Below are 22,626 nucleotides of genomic sequence, written 5' to 3' on the forward strand. Positions count from 1 at the left end.
CAATACCGGTGGAGGAACGATGGAGCAGACCGAAGTCCGTATTCGCGCGGCTAAGGACGATCTCGCGGGTGCGGTGAGCTGGGTTGCTCGTAACCTGCCTGCACGCCCGACTCAGCCGATTCTGCGTGGCATGATTTTTCTCGCGGATGACAATGGTCTGCAGCTCGCTGGCTATGACTACGAGGTCTCCACTCAGATTCGTATTAGCGCAGAGGTCGATGAGCCCGGTCGCTTCGCCGTCAATGGCAAGTTGGTTTCTGACATTGTCTCTAAGCTGCCGAATAAGCAGGTAGAGATGCATTTTGATGGCACGAAGGTCATCGTTCGCTGTGGTTCTTCCCGCTTCGAGCTGCCAAGTCTGACCTTGGAGGATTACCCGCAGCTACCAGAAGCTCCGGCTGCTACCGGTACTGTCGATGCCGCTCTGCTGGCTGAGGCTATTGGTCAGGTCGCTGTCGCTGCCGGCAAGGATGAGTCGCTGCCGATGCTGACCGGCATCCGGATGGAAACCGAAGGTAACGAGGTCACTCTCGCTGCCACCGACCGTTTCCGCCTGGCGGTTCGTAGTTTCGAGTGGGAGCAGATCCCGGAGGGTGAGACCAAGCTGCTCATCCCGGCTAAGACCTTCGCGGAGACTGCCCGCACTCTCGATACAACTTCAAGCGAGCCAGTGACCTTGGCATTCGGCGACGGATCCGATGATCGTGAGGTCGGCTCCGAAGGTCTGCTGGCTATCCTCGCGGATCCCCGTCGCACTACCACGCGACTGCTGGACGCCGAGTTCCCGAAGTTCCGTCCGCTGCTGCCGAAGCAGCATTCCTCCATGGCTGTTGCTCGTGTTGACCAGCTGCAGGATGCCATCCGTCGTGTGTCTCTGATGGCGGATCACGGTGCGCAGATTCGTATGGACTTCTCCGACGGTCAGGTTGTCCTTTCCGCTCATGGCGACGAGGTTGGTCACGCAGAAGAGACTGTGGCCTGCAACTTCTATGGTGAACCACTTCTGATTGCCTTCAACCCGCAGTATCTGCTCGAGGGGCTCAGCGCTGTTCGCTCCCACCGCGTTCTGCTGGGCTTTACGCAGCCGTCGCGTCCCGCGATTCTCATTCCGGAGCCGGAAGCCATCCCGGAGCTCGGTGAGGACGGCTTCTACCCAACGCCGGAGACCGACTTCACTTACCTGCTGATGCCTGTGCGCCTGCCGGGCTAGTCTGCGGCTATGCACATTCGGTATTTGTCCTTGCGGGACTTCCGCTCCTGGCCGGAGTTGGAAGTCGAGTTCACGCCTGGAATTACCGTATTTACCGGGCAAAATGGCTACGGCAAGACCAATATCGTCGAGGCCGTTGGGTATCTCTCCACGCTCGGCTCGCATCGAGTTTCTACGGATGCTCCACTGGTTCGTTCGGGGACCCCGTCGGCACGCATTTCGGCGACGGCGGTCAATGATGGCCGCGAGCTGACGGCGCATCTGCTCATCAATCCGCATCGCGCGAATCAGGCGCAGATTAATCGCACGCGGCTGAAGTCCCCGCGGGAGCTGCTGGGGATCGTCAAGTCGGTCTTTTTCTCGCCCGAGGATCTCACGCTGGTCAAGGGTGAGCCCGCTTCTCGTCGCCGCTACATCGATGATTTGCTCGCTTTACGACGGCCACTGTCCGCCGGTATCCGCATTCAATATGACAAGATTTTGCGTCAGAAGAATGCGCTGCTGAAGTCGGCGGGTTCGACGCTGCGCCGTGGCTATTCTTCCTCGGAGGGGCAGGCCGCACTGAGCACGCTGGATACCTGGGATGCGCAATTGGCGCAGGTGGGAGCGGCGTTGATGGCTGCGCGCATGGATTTGATTGCCGAGCTCTCCGGGCATGTCAGCGAGGCCTATGCCACGCTTGCCCCGCACTCGCGCCCAGCCACAATCGCCTATGCGCCGAAGGTCGACAGCCTGGATGGTGGGCCATTGCCCAGCGAACCGGAGCTGCTCGAGGCATTGCTGCTGACGAAGATGGCGGAGCGCCGCACCGCGGAGATTGAGCGCGGTTCCTGTCTCGTTGGTCCGCATCGCGACGATCTCGACCTCATTCTCGGCAATGACCCCGCCAAGGGCTTTGCTAGCCACGGTGAGACCTGGTCTTTTGCACTCGCACTGCGCCTCGGCGCGTACTTTTTGCTCCGTGCCGATGGGCCCGACCCGATTTTGGTGCTTGACGACGTGTTTGCGGAGCTCGACCGGCATCGTCGGGAAGCTCTCATGGAAATCGCGCAGCAGGCTGAGCAGGTGTTGATCACCTCGGCGGTGGGAGAGGAGTTGCCTCAGGCACTGGTCGAGGATTCTTCGGTGACTCATCACACGGTGACGGTGGCGCAGACTGAGCAGGGACGAATCTCACTGCTGGATGAAAACCCAGTCGCGGAAGAGTGACGGGTATGGTCGAGAACATGGAGCCGGATAACTCACCGGAAGAAGAAAAGGACCTGATCAGCGACGCTTTCTTCCGCATGCGCGATGCCGCTAAGGAGGGCGGTCACAAGTTACCGAATCTCCAGCGGCCACCGAAGAAGAAGGGCTCGTGGTCTGGCCTCGATAGCCGTGTGCCTGTGAAGGCCGCGGAGGGGATTGTTGCGGACGTCGATAAGCAGCGGGCAGCGCAAGCAGTGGTGCGAGATCGTGCCGGTACGGTAATTTCGCCGAGCCTGTTGAAGGAGGCGGGGATTCGGCTGTACCGGAAATATGACCGTCGACCTGCGCCGATTGGTGCGGTGCTGAATAAAGCAGTAGTTGATCGCGGTTGGCAGATTCATATTGCCCACGGTGTGATCATGACGGAGTGGGATTCGATGGTCGGCAAAGTTGTCGCGGAACACTCCCAGGTCACGGAGTTCAAGGACGGCACTTTGGTGGTCGAGTGCCAATCGACAGCATGGGCAACACAGCTGCGGCTAGCACAGCGACAGGTTTTGAAGTCGATCGCGGAACGCGTCGGGGATGGAGTGGTTGAGGAAATTAAGGTGCTGGGGCCGAAAGCGCCGAATTGGCGCAAGGGCAAATTGCACATCGAGGGCCGAGGACCGCGTGATACTTACGGGTAAAGGTCGGTAAACGGTCTACGAATAGGCGTCGGTATGCGTAAAACTGCGAAATTTGGTCCTTTGAGCGCATCGGCTATATCCACAGTAGGGGACTACGTTGGGGTAAGATGGGCAGGAGAATACCGGCAGGCGGTTCTTGAGACGTTATCGACATCCAAACTAGCCAGACCTATTTAGTAGTTCTATGTAGTTCTGGCTGGCGCCGATAGCGCTTGACCGCCGGCCTATTTTTCGCGCGCTGACGAATGTTGCGCGGGGAGAGAACCAAGAATAGGAGACGCGCCGAACCGTGGCTGCTACCGAACATCAATATGACGCCTCATCGATTACCATCCTCGAGGGCCTCGAGGCCGTGCGTAAGCGGCCGGGTATGTACATTGGCTCGACTGGTGAGCGTGGCTTGCACCACCTGGTGTGGGAGGTTGTAGACAACTCCGTCGACGAGGCGATGGCGGGTTACGCCACCGATGTTGAGGTCACTCTGCTGGAAGACGGCGGCGTTCAGGTCCGCGATAACGGCCGTGGTATTCCTGTCGAAATGCACCCGTCGGGCATGCCGACGGTGCAGGTGGTTATGACTCAACTGCACGCCGGCGGCAAGTTTGACTCCGAGTCCTACGCTGTTTCCGGTGGTCTGCACGGCGTGGGTATTTCGGTGGTTAACGCGCTGTCGACGCGTATGGAAACCGAGGTCATCCGCGATGGCTACACCTGGTACCAGAACTTCGACCAGGCCGTTCCGGAAGAGATTATCCGAGGTAAGAAGACTCGTGGTTCGGGCACCACACAGCGTTTCTGGCCGGACCCGGAGATTTTTGAGACCACCGATTTCAAGTTCGACACCATTTCTCGCCGCCTGCGCGAGATGGCGTTTTTGAACAAGGGCCTGACCATCACGTTGGTGGACAAGCGTGTCTCCGAGGAGGAGCTCGAGGCTGAGGCTCTGGCGGAGCAGGCGGAGACCGAATCCGCTGAAATCGCCAAGGATGCGGTTGAGGAGCAGAAGGAGAAGGCAGAGAAGACCACCAAGCCGAAGGAGCGCCGCAAGGTCTTCCACTACCCGAATGGTCTGCGGGACTATGTCGAGACTCTGAACAAGTCGAAGAACATCATCCACCCGACCATCATTTCCTTCGATGCTGCAGGTGACGGCCATGAGGTCGAGATTGCCATGCAGTGGAACTCGGGTTACTCCGAGTCGGTGCACACCTTCGCCAACACCATTAACACCATTGAGGGTGGCACGCACGAAGAGGGCTTCCGTTCTGCGTTGACATCGCTGATGAACCGCTATGCGCGTGAGCACCGCCTGTTGAAGGAGAAGGAAAACAACCTCTCCGGCGAGGACTGCCGTGAAGGTCTCGCTGCCGTGATTTCGGTGAAGGTCGCCGATCCGCAGTTCGAGGGCCAGACGAAGACGAAGCTTGGTAACACCGAGGTGCGTTCCTTCGTCCAGCGCATGACTAATGAGCACATCGGTCACTGGCTGGAGGCCAATCCGGCTGAGGCCAAGGCCATTGTTAACAAGGCCATTGCTTCGGCGCATGCCCGTCAGGCGGCTCGTAAGGCCCGTGACCTGGTACGTCGTAAGTCCGCGACCGATCTTGGCGGTCTTCCGGGTAAGTTGGCGGACTGCCGTTCGAAGGATCCGAAGCAGTCCGAGCTGTTCATCGTGGAGGGTGACTCCGCAGGTGGTTCTGCGAAGGCAGGCCGAAACTCGCTGTTCCAGGCCATTTTGCCGCTGCGCGGTAAGATTTTGAACGTCGAGAAGGCGCGCCTGGATAAGACGCTGAAGAATAACGAGGTCCAGGCCATTATTACGGCGCTGGGCACCGGTATTCACGACGAGTTCGACATCGAGAAGCTGCGCTACCACAAGATTGTGCTGATGGCCGACGCCGATGTCGATGGTCAGCACATTGCCACGCTGCTACTGACGCTGCTGTTCCGCCTGATGCGTCCACTGATTGATGAAGGGCACGTCTACCTTGCCCAACCGCCGCTGTACAAGCTCAAGTGGGCCAAGGGTGAGCCGGGCTACGCCTACTCCGATGCTGAGCGCGACCAGCTGCTGGAAGAGGGGTTGGCCGCCAACCGCAAGATCAACAAGGACGACGGTGTCCAGCGTTACAAGGGTCTCGGTGAGATGAACGCTGCTGAGCTGTGGGATACCACCATGGATCCGGATCACCGCGTGCTGCGTAAGGTCGCTCTTGAGGACGCGCAGAAGGCGGACGAACTGTTCACCATTCTGATGGGCGATGACGTCGCTTCACGACGTTCGTTCATTACCCGTAATGCGAAGGACGTTCGCTTCCTCGACGTCTAAGCCGATACCAAGTCTGGTTATCGGCTTGTCGGTTCCCCTGACAAAACCTCCGTTCAGCCATTAATGTTTATGAAATGGAAGATACTCGGGGAAGCATGGTCAACGGGGAACCGCCAGTCGAGCCACGTATTGTGCAGGAGACATTGCCAGATGGCTCCGTGACCCCGATGGCGCTTCGGTTTCCCGAAGGTTCGCCTCGGGGCATTGTCGTTATTTGGCCGGGCTTTGGCATGGGTGCTCGCTACTACCGGCCGATTGCCCAAGAGTTACAGCGTCGAGGTTTTTGCGTCCTGACCTCGGAGTTGCGCGGCCAGGGTAACCAGACTGCGGTGGCCACCCGCCGTCACAATTGGGGCTACCAGGATCTCGCATCGGTGGATTACCCGCTGGCCGTGGCGCGTGCCCGCAAGGAGTTTGACCACCTCGCGGCAGGGGAGAAGCTACCCGTCTACTTGCTGTGTCATTCCATGGGCGGCCAGATTGCTTCTCTGTATTTGGCCCGACCGGAAGCGGATGTGGCCGGCGTGGTGATGGTCGGATCCGGCACCCCGCACTATAGGTGTTTTACTGGCAAGGAGTACAAGCGGCTTCGCTACGGCGCACCGTTTATGCAGGTGATGTCCCAGATCCTGGGCTATTGGCCAGCGGGCAGGCTTGATTTGGCCGGCTATGGCCGCCAGGCTCGTAACCATGTGGTGGAGTGGGCGCGGTTCTCGCGCACGGGCTTTCTGCGACCGCGCGGTGCGGATATCGACTATGCCGCTGAGTTGCCTAAGGTGACCACCCCGGCGCTGCTGCTGAACTGTGGTGGTGACCGTGACTGCCCGGAGGCCTCCGCACAGGCGCTGGCACGGATGCTGCCGAATTCGGCAAAGTACGAGTTCATTGAGCAGCGGCTGGGCCACAATCGCTGGGCGCGTGAGCCGCAGGCTGTGGTTGACCGTTTCGAGCGATTTATCGAGGAGAATTAAGCGGCAGTTCGCCGGCTGGTAATCTGCGCTTCTTAACGTAGATGCCTATGGCAACTTCACCTAAAAATATATCTGAGTTTTCCCGTCGACATTTCCTGCAGACTGCCGCAGGAGTCGGTGCCGTCACCGCTGCGAGCACGCTGCTGCCGCCATCATTGCGCCATGCACTCGCGCAGCCCCGACCGGCTGGCTCCCTCGACCAGGTTGAGCACGTTGTCGTGTTGATGCAGGAAAACCGCTCTTTTGATCACTACTTCGGCACTCTCCGAGGTGTGCGGGGGTACAACGACAATTCCGCTTTGCCGGGTGTTTTTAACCAGAGTGGGATTAGCCCGTACCTAATTCGAAACGCTGCGAATCGCGGTGATCTTTCGGTGGAGTACATTGCAAGCCTTCCGCACGGTTGGGAGGACGGGCAGATTGCACTAAACGGTGGACGCTGCAACGGCTGGATTGAGGCTAAGGGCAAAGGCACGATGGCCTGCTATGACCGTCAGGACATCGCGTTCCAATTCGCACTCGCAGAGACATTCACTATCTGTGATGGCTACTTTTCTTCAATGCCTACGTCGACAAGCCCGAACCGTAACTACCTCTTCTCGGGTGATACCAAGAAAGAACCCGGGGGCACCGGCGCAGTGGGCAATGCCGCGTACGCACCGATGCACTCAGGATATAAGTGGCGCACCTACGCTGAGGAGCTCACGGAGGCTGGAATTTCGTGGCGCGTCTACCAGGAGTGGGATAACTATACGGATAACAATCTGGATTTCTTTGCCTCGTTTAGGGATATTGGCCGCAAGGTCATCCGCGAGGCCGGACTGCCAGGGCTCGATCTGACTGGCTTTTATGAGTTGCTTGGGGCGATGGGTGATGGCACGCCGCCGACAGCTGAGCAGCAGGACATGATTGATCGACTGAATGCGGCCGTGGAGAAGCTGCCTGAGGCGGAACGGGATCTCTATGATCGCGCGCTGCACCGTCGCCAGCCGGGCACGCTCGCTGATGCTTTCCGACGGGATGTTGAATCTGGGGAGCTGCCAAAGGTGTCCTGGATTGTGCCTTCGGCCGCGGAAAGCGAGCACCCGGGAGCGTCCTCGCCGATTCAGTCGGCGAATATCACTTACCGCCTGTTGGATGCGTTGGCCTCCAACCCGGAGGTGTGGGCCAAGACCGTCTTCCTGATTAACTTTGACGAGTTTGATGGTTACTTCGACCATGTGGTGCCGCCGCTGCCGCCGAAGAATGAGCCGGGGGAGTGGTACCTGGGCAAGCCGAAGGGGCTCGGGTTCCGTGTCCCGATGACTGTCATTTCACCGTGGTCGGTGGGTGGTTTGGTGTCCTCAGAGGTCTTCGATCACACTTCGGTGATCCGTTTCCTGGAGCAAGTCACCGGCGTGAGCTGCGGAAATATCACTGATTGGCGTCGTCGGGTATGTGGTGATTTGGTATCCACACTCGACTTCTCGGCATCTGCGGGAATGCAGCTTCCAGAGCAGCCGGGACCAGCGCCAGAGTTTGTGAAGCGCTGGGAGGCGGAGCCGGCCGGTGACTATCCGGTGCAGGAGTCCGAGCAGGCGACCGCGCTGCCGACACCGTACCGGCTGCACGTCTACCTCAAAGACGGCAATCTTGTACTGGTCAATGACGGTTCCCGTGAGGCTGTTTTCGCTGTTTACAGTGGCAATAAGGTGGAGCATCACACGGTGCTCGGTACGTTAGAGCTGCGAATTGGACTCCTGGAGCGCGAACTTACCGTGTGCGGCCCGGACCGCTTCCTGCGTGTATTCAGCAAGACGGCGAAAGAGTTGCCGGAGGTCACTTTGGAGCACGCGGCGGGACGTGTTCTAGTTGGCGGGCAGGACCGGACGGCTGATTATGTCCGTGATGGTTGGTACGAGGTTGAGCTGGCTGAAGGTGAGGCCACGGCGTATTACACGGGCCGGCTGGAGTCCGGCAATCGCATTCCGACCAGCCCGTTTACCCGAAAGAGTGACTAGGCCCTGTCCCCGGCTAAGTGCCGCCTTTGACCAGATCCCACGTCTCTGCGAATGACAGCTCTTCGCCGTTGGTGGTGAGGAGTATGTGTGCAAGTAGTGCGCCCAGTGCGGTGTTGCCAAAACTTAGTGGTTTCACGTGAAACGTTGCGTAAGCGACCGCCTGCGCTGCCGCAGAAATCGCGGGAAAGCTACGGTGACCAGCAATGACTCCTGAGCTGGCAGCGACAATAGCGCTGATTGTCCACGGCCTCGCAAGTGTAGCGTCGACCAATTCCGGCACTGTGGCCACCAGTTCATCGGTGGCCGCCAGGATAGCGGCCTCGCTGAGAGGCTGAATCTGGGGCGTGCTCATTCCTGTGCTCCCCGGGGCCTTGGGGAGCTCAACTTTCGCAGCAGCGCCATGTCAGTATCAATTACGCTTGCCGTAATTTCCCGAGCCTGACCTTGCTGAAGGGCTCTCGCTGCGGCGGATTCGATGGCGCGAATGGTGGCCTCGTGTTTAGACACGCCCTCCATGTGCGCCAGCAGCGCCAGAGCGGTGTCCTGTTCTTTCGTGAGTCTCAAGGTCATCGCCATCGCATTTGCTCCTTGCTGCCTAGCTTGTGCCGTCTTATTCGTCTCTACTAGGCCTAAAACCCAGATTTGATACCACAATGGTATCGAAAAGTTGCACACGGCGTCGTAAAGCGGGCTCTAAAGCCCTGTAGAATGGATGCGAACCTCTTTTAAGTAAAGGAAGCAGTCATTGAGCGACGATAACAACAACGACGGCTCATCTTTCGGAAGTGGAGTATTGGGCCACCAGGTTCGCCCGATCGACATCAATGAAGAGATGCAGTCGAGCTATATCGACTACGCCATGAGCGTGATTGTTGGCCGTGCGCTGCCGGAGATCCGTGATGGTCTCAAGCCGGTGCACCGCCGCATTCTCTACGCCATGTTCGACAACGGCTACCGCCCGGAGCGCGGCTATGTGAAGTCCGCAAAGCCGGTTTCGGACACGATGGGTAACTACCACCCGCACGGCGACATCGCTATTTACGACACCATGGTGCGCATGGCGCAGCCGTGGTCCATGCGCTATCCGCTTGTCGACGGTCAGGGTAACTTCGGCTCCCGCGGTGACGACGGCCCCGCAGCTATGCGTTACACCGAGGCCCGTCTGACGCCGTTGGCCATGGAAATGGTGCGCGACATTCGCGAAAACACCGTCGATTTCCAGCCGAACTACGACGGTCGTACGACAGAGCCGGTTATTCTGCCGTCGCGTGTCCCGCAGCTGTTGATGAACGGCTCCGGCGGTATTGCCGTCGGTATGGCCACCAATATCCCACCGCACAACCTGCGTGAGGTCGCGGATGCCATCAACTGGTGCCTGGACAACCCGGAAGCGGATGAAAAGACCACGCTGGATGCGGTCATGGAGCGCATCAAGGGCCCGGATTTCCCAACTGCCGCCCAAATTGTCGGCGATAAGGGCATCAAGGAGGCCTACACCACCGGCCGTGGTTCGATTCGCATGCGCGGTGTGACCTCGATTGAGCAGGAGGGCACTCGTCAGTCGATTGTCATCACTGAGCTGCCGTACCAGGTCAACCCGGACCGCATGATTGCCAACATCGCGGATCAGGTCAAGGACGGGCGTCTGCAGGGCATTGCCTCGATTGATGACGAATCTGACCTGAAGTGGGGCATGCGTATCGTCGTCAAGCTCAAGCGCGACGCCGTACCGCGTGTGGTGCTGAACAACCTGTACAAGCACTCCCAGCTGCAGACCAGCTTCGGTGCGAACATGCTCGCCATCGTCGACGGTGTGCCGCGTACGCTGCGCATTGACCAGATGGTGACGCTGTATGTCGCCCACCAGATTGAGGTCATTGTTCGACGGACCCAGTTCCGCCTGGACGAGAAGGAAAAGCGCGCCCATATCCTGCGCGGCCTGGTCAAGGCCCTGGATATGTTGGACGAGGTCATCGCTCTGATTCGCCGGTCTGCCACGGTTGATACCGCGCGCACGGGCCTGATGGGTCTGCTCGAAATCGACGAGATTCAGGCTGACGCCATTTTGGCGATGCAGCTGCGTCGTCTGGCTGCTCTGGAGCGCCAGAAGATCATTGACGAGTTGGCTGAGATCGAGCTCGAGATCGCCGACCTGAAGGACATCCTGGCCAAGCCGGAGCGTCAGCGCGCCATCGTTAAGGAAGAGCTGGGCGAGGTCGTGGAGAAGTACGGCGATGACCGTCGTACCCAGATTGTGGCCGCTGAGGGCGACGTCACCGAAGAGGACCTCATCGCCCGCGAAAACGTGGTTGTGACCATTACTTCCACGGGCTACGCCAAGCGCACCAAGGTCGATGCCTACAAGGCCCAGCGCCGTGGTGGCAAGGGCGTGCGCGGTGCGGACCTGAAGCAGGACGACATTGTCCGCCACTTCTTCGTCTGCTCCACGCACGACTGGATTCTGTTCTTCACCAACAAGGGTCGCGTCTACCGACTCAAGGCCTACGAACTGCCGGAGGCCACTCGCGCCGCCCGCGGCCAGCATGTCGCCAATCTGCTGGAGTTCCAGCCGGAGGAGCGCATCGCCGAGGTGCTGCAGATTCAGAGCTACCAGGACAGCCCGTACCTGGTGCTGGCCACCAGCGAGGGCAAGGTAAAGAAGTCCCGTTTGGAGGACTACGAGTCCGCTCGTTCCGCTGGCCTGATTGCCATCAACCTGCGCGAAGGCGACTCCCTCATCGGTGCCCGTCTGTGCTCTGCTGACGATGACCTGCTGCTCGTCTCCGAGCGCGGCCAGGCTATCCGCTTCACCGCCTCCGACGACGCGCTGCGCCCGATGGGCCGCGCCACTGCCGGTGTCCAGGGCATGCGCTTCAAGGGCGACGACAAGCTGCTCAGCATGGTCGTGGTCGAGGAAGAGCACAACCTGCTGGTCGCAACGACCGGCGGCTTCGGCAAGAAGACCAAGCTCAGCGAGTACACCCCGCAGAACCGCGGCGGTATGGGCGTGCTGACGCTCAAGTACGACCCGAAGCGTGGTCCGCTGATGGGCGCCCTGGTGGTGGACAACGACGACGAAATCTTCGCTGTCACCTCCGCCGGCGACATCATCCGCACCAACGTCAACGAGATTCGCGCCACCTCGCGTGCCACTAAGGGCGTGCGCCTGGTCAACCTCGCTGACGGCGTGGAACTGCTGGCTATCGACCGCAACGTCGAGGATGAGGGCGAAGAGACCGCTTCTAAGGTCTCTGAGGCCGGAACCTTGGACGTAGTCCCGAAGCGCACCGGCGCCACCAAGAGCACCGGTGCTGCCGAGTCCGGTGACTCGGAGGCGGAGAAGGAGTAAGCGCATGGCCGAAACTAACTTGGTAGTCGACAAGGTGAGCCCCTGGTCCGCCATGCGCATTACGGCGGCCACTGGTTTCATTTGCTTCCTCGTCTGGCTTGCCGCGGTTGGCCTGCTCTACCTCTTGCTCTCCGGGATGGGATTGCTCGCTCCGATTAGTGAAATGGTCGGCGGGGAGGATTCCATCAGCGCGGGTCTCGTCCTTGGCCTGGCGGCCGCTGTAGGAGCGCTGTGGTGGGTGCTGTCGATTGGGCTCATGGCCCTCGGCGCGGTCATCTACAACGCTTGCGGCGGTCTCGTCGGAGGTCTCAAGATTTCGCTTGCCGACGACGACTAGGCTGCCTAGCCTCCCGCTGGCCCCGGTGTCACCCCCGTTCGGTGGCCCCGGGGCCGCGTTGGTTCAGAGGTGTTTTCAGTGATCTGGTTATGGAGTAGCCGTAATGACTACTTAATGACTGCTTTTTAACTCAATATTTAGGCCGCTGACCAGGCGATTTGTGAAGTGTCATGGTTACGGGTTAAGTTATATCTCGTTCCACGGGGCCTATAGCTCAGGCGGTTAGAGCACTTCGCTGATAACGAAGGGGTCGGAGGTTCAAGTCCTCCTAGGCCCACTGCCGAACAAGGTATAATTGCTCGGTGTACGGGGCTTTAGCTCAATTGGTAGAGCACCTGCTTTGCAAGCAGGAGGTCAGGGGTTCGATTCCCCTAAGCTCCACAAGGAACAAAATCCCCCGGTCGTAAGGCCGGGGGATTTTTGCGTTTTGGGGATGTAGAAGGGGGTTAAGTGACAAAAAGTGTGTCCGCTCGGTGTGTCGCCGGGTGGGGGTTAAGTAAAGAAAAGTGTGTCTTTTCCGGGCGTGTTGCGGTTATTTGATCCAGCCTTTTTGGATGCCGAGGTTGTGTTGGTAGCTGGTGTCGATGGCGGTGTCGTATTCTGCTGGTGCACCGATGTCATTGGTAGTGGCTGTGGTGTTGTGGGTGATCAGGTCTGTTGCTGTGGAAAGTGCGTCTTGACCCCATCGTTGGTCCCTGGCGATCTTGACCGGATCGTCAGGGACTTCTGTATGTAGATACAGCCACCAATCCATCACTGTGCGTTGATGCGGTAGTGATAGTCCGCGGTGTCTGCGGGCTAGTTCTTTTATGGGGGCGTTGATGCCACCTTCGAGGCTGTTTGTTGTTGCTGCAAGGTTGTCGGGGTCGATGGTTGTTGGTGGGGGTTGCAGGTAGGTAAACAGCAGGTCTCTGCGGTGCAGAGATAGCAATGATTGATAGGCCGCTCGGACGCGTTGGTGGGTGTAGACCTTGGTGTAGGCGCCGGTAGCAGGGTCTTTGATGGTGGTTTTCTCGTTCATCCATTCCCGGTAGGTGTGGTCGAATTCGTGCAGGTGGGCGACCCATGTGGATGCTTGGTCAAGGTCGGTGATGCGAGTGAGTTTCAGGGCTAGGCGGTAGAGGGTTTTGCCGGCATCGGTGCGGGGGTTGCTGGTGGTGTGGCGGCGGACTGTTCGTTGGGCGTGGACGAGGCAGCGTTGGATGCGTGTTGTTGGCCAGCAGTGGTGGATGGCTGATTGGGCACCTTGTCCGCCGTCTGTGACTGCGATTAGTGGTGCGGCAATGGGGCGTAGGAGTTCGGTGTAGGCGGCGGTGGTTTCGTGTCTGGCCCAGGTCCAGTTGATGACGTGGGTTTTACTGGCTGCGATCAGGAGGCATCCGGACTTTAGATAGGTCGCGTCGAGGAAGATTTGGTCATGGATGCGGAATGAGTCGATGGTGGGTGTGGGGATGATCCACCAGCACCATCGGAATCGGTGGTGCATGGTTTGCCTGGTTACGCCATGGTGTGCGGCGAAGGTGGTTAGAGATTGGGTGCCGGTGGCCCATTGGATGAACAAAGCCATGGTGGCGGTGTTTTTGTTGTGGGTTTGGGTGTTGCGGGTAAAGGAGTGTCCGCAGTGGGTGCAGCGCCAACGGGTGGTTGATTTGCTGGTGGTGCCGTTTTTCTTTGTGTTGTTGCCGCATAGTGGGCAGCTGGGGCGGTTGGTGGTCATCCTTTAATCCAACCGGTGTGCGGTTAGCACAAATGTGGCCGGAGGTGCGGGATGGTGTGGGTAATAGCTTTCGGGGAGCTATTCTTTGGTGATTTGTGGTGTGTGGTCTGGGGTTATGGTGGGATGCGGACACACTTTTCTTTACTTAACCCCCGGGTGGGCCCTTTTTATCTCATGGGCCCTTTCCGGATTCCTATGTTGTGTTGGTATTCGGTTGGGATAGCGTTGTCGTAGAAGGCTGGTCGTCCTGTTTCGTGGTCGGCTTTGTTGTGGTCTTCTGGGACAAGATCGTTGACTTTGGCGAGTTGATCTTGTCCGTAATTGCACTGCCTGGCGATCTTTAGCGGGTCGTCAGGCAGCTGCGTTTTCGAGTGCAGGTACCACTCGAGCATATTGCGTTGGCGCTCCCCGGACCTGCCGCGATGCGCGTCGGCGATGCGTTTGAGCTGGGCGTTGACGCCGCCTTCCAGACTGTTGGTTGTTGATGCCCAGCGCTGTGGTTCGAGTGCTTCTGGTGGTGGCTGCAGGTAGGTAAACAGCCAGTTATTGCGCGATAGGTGCAGCAGTGAGTTGTATGCCTTGCGAACTCGCAGGTGGGTCCATTCCCACTGGTTGTTGAGGGTGCGGCGTTCTTTGGGGAGGGGTGTTTTTTCGTTGAGGAATGCTTTGAATACCTGTCCGAAGTCATGCAGGCGCAGCGTCCACTCCCGTGCCTGGTCGAGTGTGGCGATACGGGTCAGTTTCAACGCCAGGGCGTAGATAGCTTTGCCTGCGTCGGTGCGTGGACGGCTGGTGGTGTAGCGACGGACCACGCGTTGGGCATGGACAAGGCAGCGTTGGATGCGGGTGGTTGGCCAGCAGGTTTTGATTGCTGAGTAGGCGCCTTGGCCACCGTCGAGGACAACGCATAGTGGTGGGGCGATGTTTTTGAGTAGTTGGGTGTAGGCGTGGGCGGTTTCGCGTTGTGTCCAGTGCCATGCGATGACGTGGTCGTGGCTGGCTGCCACAAGTAAGCAGCCAGCGTCGGTGTAGGTGCCGTCGATGAAGATTTGGTCGTAGACCCGGTTGGGATCGGGGGTGTTAGGGACATCGATAAGCCACAATGAGGTGAACCGGCGGTCGAGTGTGCGCCGGGAGACATTCAAGGTGTCGGCCACCTTGGTTAAAGAAGCAGTGCCGGTGACGTAGGTGTGAAACGCTTTGAAATCCCGGGTGTGGGTCTGATCGGGGCGGTGTCGTGTTGTTGAGCATCCGCAGTCAGGGTTTTTGCATCGCCACCTGGTTGTCCCTTTGGTTGTGGTGCCGTTTTTCTTCATTTGCCCAGCGCATATAGGGCATCGGGGTCTGTTTAGAGTCACCCAGAAAGACAACCAGGCCCCTGTTACCACATGCAGGAGCCATTCCGGTGGATTGAGCAAGAAACGGGCCTGAATAAGGTCTGGAACCTTATATAAGCCCGTTTTATGCGGCCTGACCAGCAAATAGGCTGAAAATCAGACACACTTTTTGTCACTTAACCCGTAGAAGGGGAGGGGGCAAGAACGCCGAGTTACTGACTGCGTTTATGACAAAAATGGCGTGAAAAATGGCTTGAAACTGTCATAAACTTGCACAGTTTCACATTTGCAGCCCGTCTTTCTGAAGTTGTCAGGTTTGCTGCTTAACCAAAAACGCCCGACCGCCTGCGCATCAACTGCACAGAACAATCGGGCGTGAAAAGGCTTTTGGCTATCTAGCCGCCTATTTACTTCTTGCGAGCCTGACCCGGCTTCGGAGCCGGCTTGGACGGCTTGGAAGAGATCTTCTTAGCGTCGTCAGCGTTCTTCTTCTCGGTCTTGACCTCGTCGACCTTGATTTGAGCCTGCTTGGAAGCCTCTGCGGCCTTCTCCTCAGTGGTCTCCTTGGCCTCAGCAGCCTTGTCCTTGGCCTCGTCGGCCTTGTCGGCTGCCTTGCCCTTTACCTCTTCAGCCTTGTCCTTAGCCTCAGAAGCCTTCTCTTCAACGGTCTCCTTGACCTCTGCGGCCTTCTCTTCGACCTTGTGCTTAACTTCCTGGGCCTTCTGCTGGTACGGAGCTGGGTCAACCGGGAGCTTGTCGTCCTTGCGCAGCTTCCAAACGATGACACCGACGATTGCTGCAACAACAGCGAAGACCAGGGAAGCGGTTGCGATGCGACCGTTCTTGGCGCGCTGCTCTTCCTTACCGGTTACCTTGTCGATAGCCTTCTGGGTACGCACCTCGAGGTCCTTGCGAGCCTTCTTGGCCTTCTTTTCAGCCTTCTTAGCCTCGCAGCGAGCCTTGCAACGGGTCTTCTTGCCCTTGCGCTTAGCGTCCTTCTCGGCCTGCTTCGCAGCCTTCTTAGCCTGCTTCTTGGTCTCCTTGGACTTCTTCTCAACCTTGCCGGTCAGTTCTTCGGCCTGCTCAGCGAGCTGATCGCGGGCGTCGGAAACCTTTTCCTTAACGTCTTCCGCCCAATTGGTTGCTGCGTCCTTTGCTGCCTCGTTCTGTGCAGCTGCCACCTTCTTAGCCTCCTGCATCGTGTCGTAGAGCTCTGCAGCCTTCTTGTCCCGGTAATCCGAGTAGCTGTCGTAAGCGGACTTCAGTCCCTTGACAGCCAGCGAGATTGCGTTGGGGTTCATGACTCTCCTTTATTAGTGCGTCGCCAACAGGCATCGCCTTTAATTCTCAATCAATGATTAATACTGCTGCGGCGCCAGTGCCTCTGAGACCAAGATGCTTCTAAGTCCAAGAGCTAGGGCCCAGTTAGGCCTAGCGCCGAAATATTTGCAGCAGGCTCACATTCCAGCTTAGGCACTATTTGGCCTCCATGGGGGTCGACGAAGAACTCTTTTCCTTATCTTGAGAAACATTTTCGCTGGTTTCTGCCACGGAGAAACTCACCAGTAGGAGCAATTGGCCACCAAGGTCGGTATCCTAAGGAACGTGACTATTAAGACTGCTACTGCAACTGTGCACACCAACCATGGCGATATCGTGATTGACCTGTTCGGCAACCACGCGCCGAATACCGTCGACAACTTCATCGGCCTGGCAGAAGGCACCAAGGAGTACAAGGGGCAGAACGCCTCTGGCACCGAGTCCGGCCCGTTCTACGATGAGGCCATCTTCCACCGCATCATCGCTGGATTCATGATTCAGGGTGGTGACCCGCTGGGCACCGGCACCGGCGGCCCGGGCTACATGTTCGACGATGAGATTCACCCGGAGCTCCAGTTCGATCGTCCGTACCTGCTCGCTATGGCAAACGCCGGCAAGCGCGGCGGCCGTGGTACCAACGGTTCCCAGTTCTTCATCACCGTTGTTCCGACCCCGCACCTCAATGGCGCTCACACCATCTTCGGTGAGGTCGCTGATGACGCCTCGAAGAAGGTTGTCGACGAGATCGCTCGTGTGGCTACGGATCACTGGGATCGCCCGCTGGAGCCGGTCGTGATTACCTCCATCGACATCGAGAAGTAATCCACTAGCTTCTACGCTTTCTAACCCGTCCGGTTGTTCCGGGCGGGTTTTTTCATGCCCATTTTCGCTTTACGACGGCCCGTAACTTCAATGTTGTGTTTAGGGGTAGTGGGGGTAGTAGCACATCGTGTTGATTCTCCACATGTCCACAGCCCTGTGGAAAAAATACTCCACTGTTCACCTAGGTGAACACGGGCCAAGAAGCACGTTACGGGTTCCAATTTTCACAAATTACAACAATTCACAGTTGTCCACAGACTTGTGCACATGTGTGGATAATTCCATTCTTGTAATTTACGAACCAGCGTTCGAAAGTGGTCGAACTCCGCAGAATATTGGAGTTACGCACAACTTGACTTGCAACTATGTTACTTGTTCACAGAGTTATCCACAGGCTGTGGATACTGTGGACACAGGGGATAGAACCAAAGTTGTCATGCTTTACGGTTTCTGTCACGTAACCCGTGAGAAATTTGGGACGAAATCTCTCCACAGTTATCCACAAATTACATGATTGTTACACAGGTTTCTGTGGATAACTTTTTTGCGCGATCAGTAGGAGGGAAATCCTCATTCGTCGAAAAACGTGTGGGAAACGGGTGTATTGACGGGGGTGAATTGACCTGGGTTTTTAGGTATGAAAAAAAGGCGCATCCAAAAGTGGATGCGCCTGAGGGGGTGCGATGTATTAGAGCTGACTAACGCCAACCCATAGTCATCAGCAGACCAACAATGAAAAGACCAAAGCCGATGACGTAGTTCCATGCGTTCAAAGTCACCATGAACGGAATATGCGGACCCGCGATGTAGTTGACCAGCAGCCAGCCCAAACCAATCAGCATGAACCCGAACATCAGCACCTTGTACCACACCGGCGTCTGAGTGCTGTTGATTTTGACCGGGGTACGGCTGACGGAGGAGCCACCGGATTGTGGTGAATTAGTGCTTTCGATCTTTGCCTTAGGCATAGCGCTTTAAACTCCTTAGGTTGTGGTCAGCAGGTTGCGATCAGCGCGGTATCTACACTCCCGCGGTATATGCATAATTGTAAACTTTGCATCCGAACTTACCAGTGAACTTCGCAGGCAGTAGAATTCCCAGTTATGCAGATTCTCGTCGTCGATAACTATGACAGCTTCGTATTCAATCTGGTCCAGTACATAGGCCAGCTCGGCGAAACGGTTACTGTCTGGCGCAATGATGATGCGCGTCTCCGCGATGTTGACGACGTCGTAAAGCAATTTGATGCAATCCTACTGTCGCCCGGTCCCGGTGAGCCGTCTAATGCGGGGTGGACAGAGGACATTATTCGCGCGGTGAGCAGGCAGGACGAGCCGACACCGGTGTTGGGTGTGTGCTTGGGTCACCAGGCGATTGGTGAGGTCTTTGGTGCGCAGGTCGTGCGTGCCGACGAGCTGTTGCACGGCAAGACCTCCCCGGTCACTCATGACGGCACGGGTGTTCTGGCCGATGTGCCCAGTCCTTTTATTGCCACGCGCTACCACTCGTTGACGGTGGATCCGAAGACGTTGCCGGAGGAACTCATTGCCACGGCATTCACCGATTCGGGCATGCTGATGGCGATGCGCCACCGCGACCTGCCGATTCACGGCGTGCAGTACCACCCGGAGTCGGTACTCACCCAGTACGGGCACCGCATGCTGGTCAATTGGCTGCGAGTGGCCGGCGGCGAGTACACCGAGGAACTCCTGGCGGAGTTGGAAGAGCAGCAGGCGGTGTACCAGCGCGCCTTCTCAGACGTGCTGGCACACTAGCCGCTAGTTAGGCAGCAGATCCGGCAGCCTTATGGGAGGTTCCGGAGCAGGCCGTTCCTCTGAAGAGCTCTCCGGGGCGACCCCCAGCCGGTAGACGCGTAGGGTGACCTCGCCGTCCTTGTTGAGCTTGGATCCGGCCGACGGGTTGGCTTTCTCCACGTGGTCGACCTTGGACAGATCCAGCGTGGTGACTTCCTCGGTGCGGATAGTTCCCTCGAAGCCGGCATCGGTGAGTGCCTTCTCCGCATCGCGGAGAGTCTGGCTCTCAACTCGTGGCATCTTAATTTGGTTGCCGCGCGAAACGTGCAGCTCGACAGTCGTTCCGACGGTGAGCTCCGTGCCCTTCTGGGGAACCTCAACAACGGTTCCCTGTTCCTCAGTGGAGTCAACCTCCACCACCTCGACAACGAAACCAGCGGACTCGAGGGTCGTGCGGGCGGAATCCAACCTCTGACCAGTGACATCCGGAACAGTCTTGGTCTCGATACCGGAGGAGACAGTCAAAGTTACACGGGTTCCCTTCGACACCTGAGAACCGGCAGCTGGAGACTGCTCGATGACATTGCCGCGCGGAACGTCCTCACTCGGTTCCTCTTGCAGCTTCGGATTGACGACAAGCCCCGCCTCCTCGAGTAGGCGGCGAGCTTCCTCGGCCTGTTTGTCGCGTACATCCGGCACATTGGTCAACTCTGGGCCCGAAGATACGCGCAGCTTGATACGAGATCCCTGCGGCAACCCCGATCCGACGCCCGGTTCGGTGGCAATCACCGTGTCTCGGGGCACATCTGGGTTCGGCTCGTCGACGCGGTTGACCACGAAACCAGCCTGCTCGAGAACCTGCGTTGCCTCATTGACATTTAGACCCTCGACCTGCGGAATGGCAACGGTCTCGACCTCGGTGGACGAGTTGAAAAGCTGGTAGGCACCGTAGCCGACACCGCCGAGAGCGACCAGCGCAGCAGCCGCCAGTGCGACAGTCTTTCCTGCGCCACCCTTCTTTTTCTCAGGCTCGTCAGTGTTAGCGATCTGAGCAGGGGCTTCCGGCTGGGCAGCTGCTTCTTTCGGTTCCGGAGCCGGAGCCGGAGCAGGGACAGCGGCCGGAGTTTCCTGCTGCGCAGGGGTCACCCGGGTCTCAGCATCCGATGGAGTTGCCGGAAGGAATTCGGTGGTCGTCGCGTCGTCGTCATGCGCGCCGTGGTGCGCCAGCGCCAACGGATCCTCGCCGCGTGCAAGACGACGCAAATCCTGGGCGAAGTCCTCTGCGGAGTCGTAGCGCTCCATCGGGTCCTTGGCCATCGCGGTCAGCAGCACCGCGTCGAGGGCCTGAGCCGTGTTTGGGTCGGTGTTGAGCTTCCCCGAAGGTCGCGGCGGCTGGTCCTGAACGTGCTGGTAAGCGACAGAAAGAGGGGTTTCACCGGTGAATGGCGGGGCGCCCGTGACGGCCTCGAAAAGTACGCAGCCGACAGCGTAAATATCGGAACGGGCATCGGCGGTCTTACCGCGCGCCTGCTCCGGCGAGAGGTATTGCGCGGTACCCAGCACCGCCGCAGTTTGCGTCATCGTGGTGGAATCACCGAGCGCGCGAGCGATGCCGAAGTCCATCACCTTCACCTTGCCGGTGTTGGTCAGCATGATGTTCGCTGGCTTGATGTCACGGTGAATAATGCCCGCATGGTGGGATGCCGTCAGCGCATCACACACCGATGCCATGATCGATGCGGCCTTCTTCGGGTCGAGCCGCCCCTCACGACGAACAAGATCACGCAGGGTCTCGCCCTGAATCAGCTCCATGACAATGAAAGGCACGCGCCCCATCGGGCTATCCGTCTCGCCGGTGTCGTACACCGACACGATCGACGGGTGATTCAGCAGCGCTGAGTTTTTCGCTTCACGACGGAACCTTGCGAGGAAGTTCTCATCCCTGGCAAGGTCGGCCCTCATCATCTTGACCGCGACAGAGCGACCGAGAACAGTATCTTCAGCGCGGTAGACATCGGACATGCCGCCAACGCCAATGAGCTCGCCGAGCCGATAACGGCCGGAGAGGAGATCGTCATTGCCAGACATTGTTCGTCAGTCCCTTCGGAAGGATTTCCACCAAAACATCTTGTACCTGAATATTACTGTGCATCTGGAGTCCCCAAGGTATTACCGGAGTCATTTCCTAGGGGCAATTGAATACCGGGCAGACCACCGCCGCTGGAGTCGTCGCCACTGTTGTCGCCACTGTCGTTGCCCGAATCCTGAGTCGGTTCGGACGTTTCCGGAGCGGTCTCGCTGGTGTCCGGCTCAGTGGAGCTGTCAGAGGCACCGTCATTGTTGCCGCCGTCGTTATTTCCCCAGTTACCGGAATTGTCTCCCGACCAACCGTAACCAGAACCGTCGTTGGGGTCGGTGTTTTCCTCTGTGGTTTGCTGCTGTGACTGGTTCGGAATGTACTGCTCCAAGTTCGGAATGGTTGGCAGTGAACCGGTAGTCGACAGCGAATAGACGACTGCGATAGCACCGGCCAGCAACACTAGCAGCACCAACAGCGCAATGCTGCCGCAGCCACAACCGCAGCCGCTGCGCTTCTTTGCCGGCTTACGCTGTCGGGCGGGTCGCTGCGGTGGCCGCTGCGGTTGCTGCTGTGGCTGCGACACCGGCATGGGCGGTCGCGTCATGGCACCGAGTTCGGTGGTCGCCGGGTTGGCAGCGTTGGATTGACGGTGCACCGTTGGGGTCACACCACGCGGCTGCGGTGGGCGGTGCCCCGCGCGCACTCGCAAAACAGCCTGTGCCAGCTCACGGCCATCGGCATAGCGACGCTGCGGATCCTTGCGCAGCATAATGCCGATAAGTTCGCGGATATGCGGATTGACCGTCGGCGCCAACGCAGGCGGAGCCTCGTTGATGTGTGCCACGGCAACCGCGACGGTGGAGTCGCCCTGGAAGGGCCGGGCGCCGGCCACCATTTCGTAGGCGACACAGCCAAGCGAGTAGATGTCAGTCGCCGGACTCACCTGTTTGCCCTGCGCCTGCTCCGGTGAGACATACTGCGCGGTACCGACGACCATGCCGGTACGCGTCAGAGGCACCGCTTCAGCGGCTTTGGCAATGCCAAAGTCGGTAATCTTCACGGTGCCCTCCGGCGTCACCAGGAGGTTGCCCGGCTTAATGTCGCGGTGGACAAGGTTCGCAGCGTGAATTGCCGACAGGCCGTGTGCAGTCTGCTCCAGCACGTCGAGCATCAGGTGCTCTGGCAGGGTGCGACGTCGCTGCAGCACCTGCGACAGAGATTCGCCACGGATGTACTCCATGACGATGTAACACGCGCCGTGGCTGCCGATGTCGCCTTCCTCGTAGGTGACAATCTTCACCACGTTTGGGCTGTTGACGCTGCGCGCAGCGGCGGCTTCGTTCTGGAAACGCTGCCGGAACTCGTAGTTGTCCGAGTACTCCTGGTTCAGAAGTTTGATTGCAACCAGTTCGCCGCTGGTGGCGTCGTCGGCAAGCCAGACTGTGGACATGCCGCCACGGCCGAGCAGACGGCGAACGTGATATCGGTCGCCAACGATGTCTTGAACTTGGTGGGCATCCATG

Annotated in this window: 18 protein-coding genes and 2 tRNA genes; 12 read left to right on the forward strand and 8 right to left on the reverse strand. The window is 58.5% G+C overall.

Translation table 11 applies throughout. The annotated features are described in order from the left end of the window. Positions 1–19: 19 nt before the first annotated feature. The 6 genes from dnaN (at position 20) to HMPREF1206_RS02035 (ending at position 8,387) form a co-directional block, all read left to right on the forward strand. Positions 20–1,210 (forward strand): DNA polymerase III subunit beta, encoded by a 1,191-nt coding sequence (gene dnaN, locus HMPREF1206_RS02010; protein WP_016421740.1) that lies wholly within the window; start codon positions 20–22, stop codon positions 1,208–1,210. Between the two features lie 9 nt (positions 1,211–1,219). Further along, a complete protein-coding gene (recF, locus tag HMPREF1206_RS02015; protein ID WP_016421741.1) occupies positions 1,220–2,419 on the forward strand; it encodes a DNA replication/repair protein RecF in 1,200 nt (399 codons plus the stop codon). Between the two features lie 5 nt (positions 2,420–2,424). Next, positions 2,425–3,087 (forward strand): DUF721 domain-containing protein, encoded by a 663-nt coding sequence (locus HMPREF1206_RS02020; RefSeq protein ID WP_016421742.1) that lies wholly within the window; start codon positions 2,425–2,427, stop codon positions 3,085–3,087. A 289-nt stretch (positions 3,088–3,376) separates the two neighbouring features. Then, the gene (gyrB, locus tag HMPREF1206_RS02025) at positions 3,377–5,416 is read left to right on the forward strand and encodes a DNA topoisomerase (ATP-hydrolyzing) subunit B (protein WP_016421743.1); all 2,040 of its coding nucleotides are present in this window, start codon (positions 3,377–3,379) and stop codon (positions 5,414–5,416) included. Positions 5,417–5,511: 95 nt separating this feature from the next. Beyond that, positions 5,512–6,387 carry an alpha/beta fold hydrolase gene (locus tag HMPREF1206_RS02030; RefSeq protein WP_016421744.1) on the forward strand — a complete coding sequence of 292 codons (876 nt, stop codon included), beginning with the start codon at positions 5,512–5,514 and terminating at the stop codon, positions 6,385–6,387. A 47-nt stretch (positions 6,388–6,434) separates the two neighbouring features. After that, positions 6,435–8,387 carry an alkaline phosphatase family protein gene (locus tag HMPREF1206_RS02035; protein ID WP_016421745.1) on the forward strand — a complete coding sequence of 651 codons (1,953 nt, stop codon included), beginning with the start codon at positions 6,435–6,437 and terminating at the stop codon, positions 8,385–8,387. A gap of 13 nt (positions 8,388–8,400) precedes the next feature. Here HMPREF1206_RS02035 and HMPREF1206_RS02040 read toward each other — a convergent pair whose 3' ends face one another. Together HMPREF1206_RS02040 and HMPREF1206_RS02045 are read right to left on the reverse strand one after the other, a co-directional pair. Continuing rightward, positions 8,401–8,739 carry a hypothetical protein gene (locus tag HMPREF1206_RS02040; RefSeq protein WP_016421746.1) on the reverse strand — a complete coding sequence of 113 codons (339 nt, stop codon included), beginning with the start codon at positions 8,737–8,739 and terminating at the stop codon, positions 8,401–8,403. Continuing rightward, complete coding sequence (locus HMPREF1206_RS02045) at positions 8,736–8,963, reverse strand: hypothetical protein (protein ID WP_016421747.1); 228 nt, start codon at positions 8,961–8,963, stop codon at positions 8,736–8,738. Before HMPREF1206_RS02045 ends, HMPREF1206_RS02040 begins: the two co-directional genes overlap by 4 nt. 256 nt (positions 8,964–9,219) lie before the next feature. On the opposite strand from HMPREF1206_RS02045, the gene gyrA reads away from it, so the two are divergent. From gyrA to HMPREF1206_RS02065, 4 genes are all read left to right on the forward strand, one after another. After that, positions 9,220–11,736: a DNA gyrase subunit A gene (gene gyrA / locus HMPREF1206_RS02050; protein WP_231367213.1), complete on the forward strand. Its 2,517-nt coding sequence runs from the start codon at positions 9,220–9,222 to the stop codon at positions 11,734–11,736. A 4-nt stretch (positions 11,737–11,740) separates the two neighbouring features. Next, a complete protein-coding gene (locus HMPREF1206_RS02055; RefSeq protein WP_016421749.1) occupies positions 11,741–12,073 on the forward strand; it encodes a DUF3566 domain-containing protein in 333 nt (110 codons plus the stop codon). 203 nt (positions 12,074–12,276) lie between these two features. After that, positions 12,277–12,350, forward strand: a tRNA-Ile gene (locus HMPREF1206_RS02060). Positions 12,351–12,381: 31 nt separating this feature from the next. After that, a tRNA-Ala gene (locus tag HMPREF1206_RS02065) sits at positions 12,382–12,454 on the forward strand. Between the two features lie 151 nt (positions 12,455–12,605). Here the strand turns inward: HMPREF1206_RS02065 and HMPREF1206_RS02070 are convergent. From HMPREF1206_RS02070 to HMPREF1206_RS02080, 3 genes are all read right to left on the reverse strand, one after another. Further along, positions 12,606–13,790 carry an IS256-like element IS3503 family transposase gene (locus HMPREF1206_RS02070; RefSeq protein WP_011018353.1) on the reverse strand — a complete coding sequence of 395 codons (1,185 nt, stop codon included), beginning with the start codon at positions 13,788–13,790 and terminating at the stop codon, positions 12,606–12,608. 167 nt (positions 13,791–13,957) lie between these two features. After that, entirely contained in the window at positions 13,958–15,148 is a 1,191-nt protein-coding gene (locus HMPREF1206_RS02075; RefSeq protein ID WP_172620246.1) for an IS1249 family transposase, read from the reverse strand. Between the two features lie 386 nt (positions 15,149–15,534). After that, positions 15,535–16,428: a hypothetical protein gene (locus HMPREF1206_RS02080; RefSeq protein WP_016421751.1), complete on the reverse strand. Its 894-nt coding sequence runs from the start codon at positions 16,426–16,428 to the stop codon at positions 15,535–15,537. 304 nt (positions 16,429–16,732) lie between these two features. Here HMPREF1206_RS02080 and HMPREF1206_RS02085 point away from each other — a divergent pair, with 304 nt between their 5' ends. Beyond that, entirely contained in the window at positions 16,733–17,269 is a 537-nt protein-coding gene (locus HMPREF1206_RS02085; RefSeq protein WP_369707163.1) for a peptidylprolyl isomerase, read from the forward strand. Between the two features lie 698 nt (positions 17,270–17,967). Here the strand turns inward: HMPREF1206_RS02085 and crgA are convergent. Then, a complete protein-coding gene (gene crgA, locus HMPREF1206_RS02090; protein WP_005511903.1) occupies positions 17,968–18,237 on the reverse strand; it encodes a cell division protein CrgA in 270 nt (89 codons plus the stop codon). 135 nt (positions 18,238–18,372) lie between these two features. Between crgA and HMPREF1206_RS02095 the strand changes: the two genes are divergently transcribed. Then, positions 18,373–19,044 carry an aminodeoxychorismate/anthranilate synthase component II gene (locus tag HMPREF1206_RS02095; RefSeq protein ID WP_016421752.1) on the forward strand — a complete coding sequence of 224 codons (672 nt, stop codon included), beginning with the start codon at positions 18,373–18,375 and terminating at the stop codon, positions 19,042–19,044. A 3-nt stretch (positions 19,045–19,047) separates the two neighbouring features. On the opposite strand, the gene pknB is transcribed toward HMPREF1206_RS02095, so the two are convergent. Both pknB and HMPREF1206_RS02105 read right to left on the reverse strand, forming a co-directional pair. Then, a complete protein-coding gene (gene pknB / locus HMPREF1206_RS02100; RefSeq protein ID WP_016421753.1) occupies positions 19,048–21,111 on the reverse strand; it encodes a Stk1 family PASTA domain-containing Ser/Thr kinase in 2,064 nt (687 codons plus the stop codon). A gap of 53 nt (positions 21,112–21,164) precedes the next feature. After that, positions 21,165–22,625, reverse strand: coding sequence for a serine/threonine-protein kinase (locus HMPREF1206_RS02105; protein ID WP_016421754.1), 1,461 nt, complete (start codon positions 22,623–22,625; stop codon positions 21,165–21,167). Between the last annotated feature and the right edge of the window lies 1 nt (position 22,626).

It is taken from the genome of Corynebacterium sp. HFH0082 (assembly GCF_000411235.1).
In the GTDB taxonomy this organism is placed as follows: Bacteria; Actinomycetota; Actinomycetes; order Mycobacteriales; family Mycobacteriaceae; genus Corynebacterium; species Corynebacterium jeikeium_D.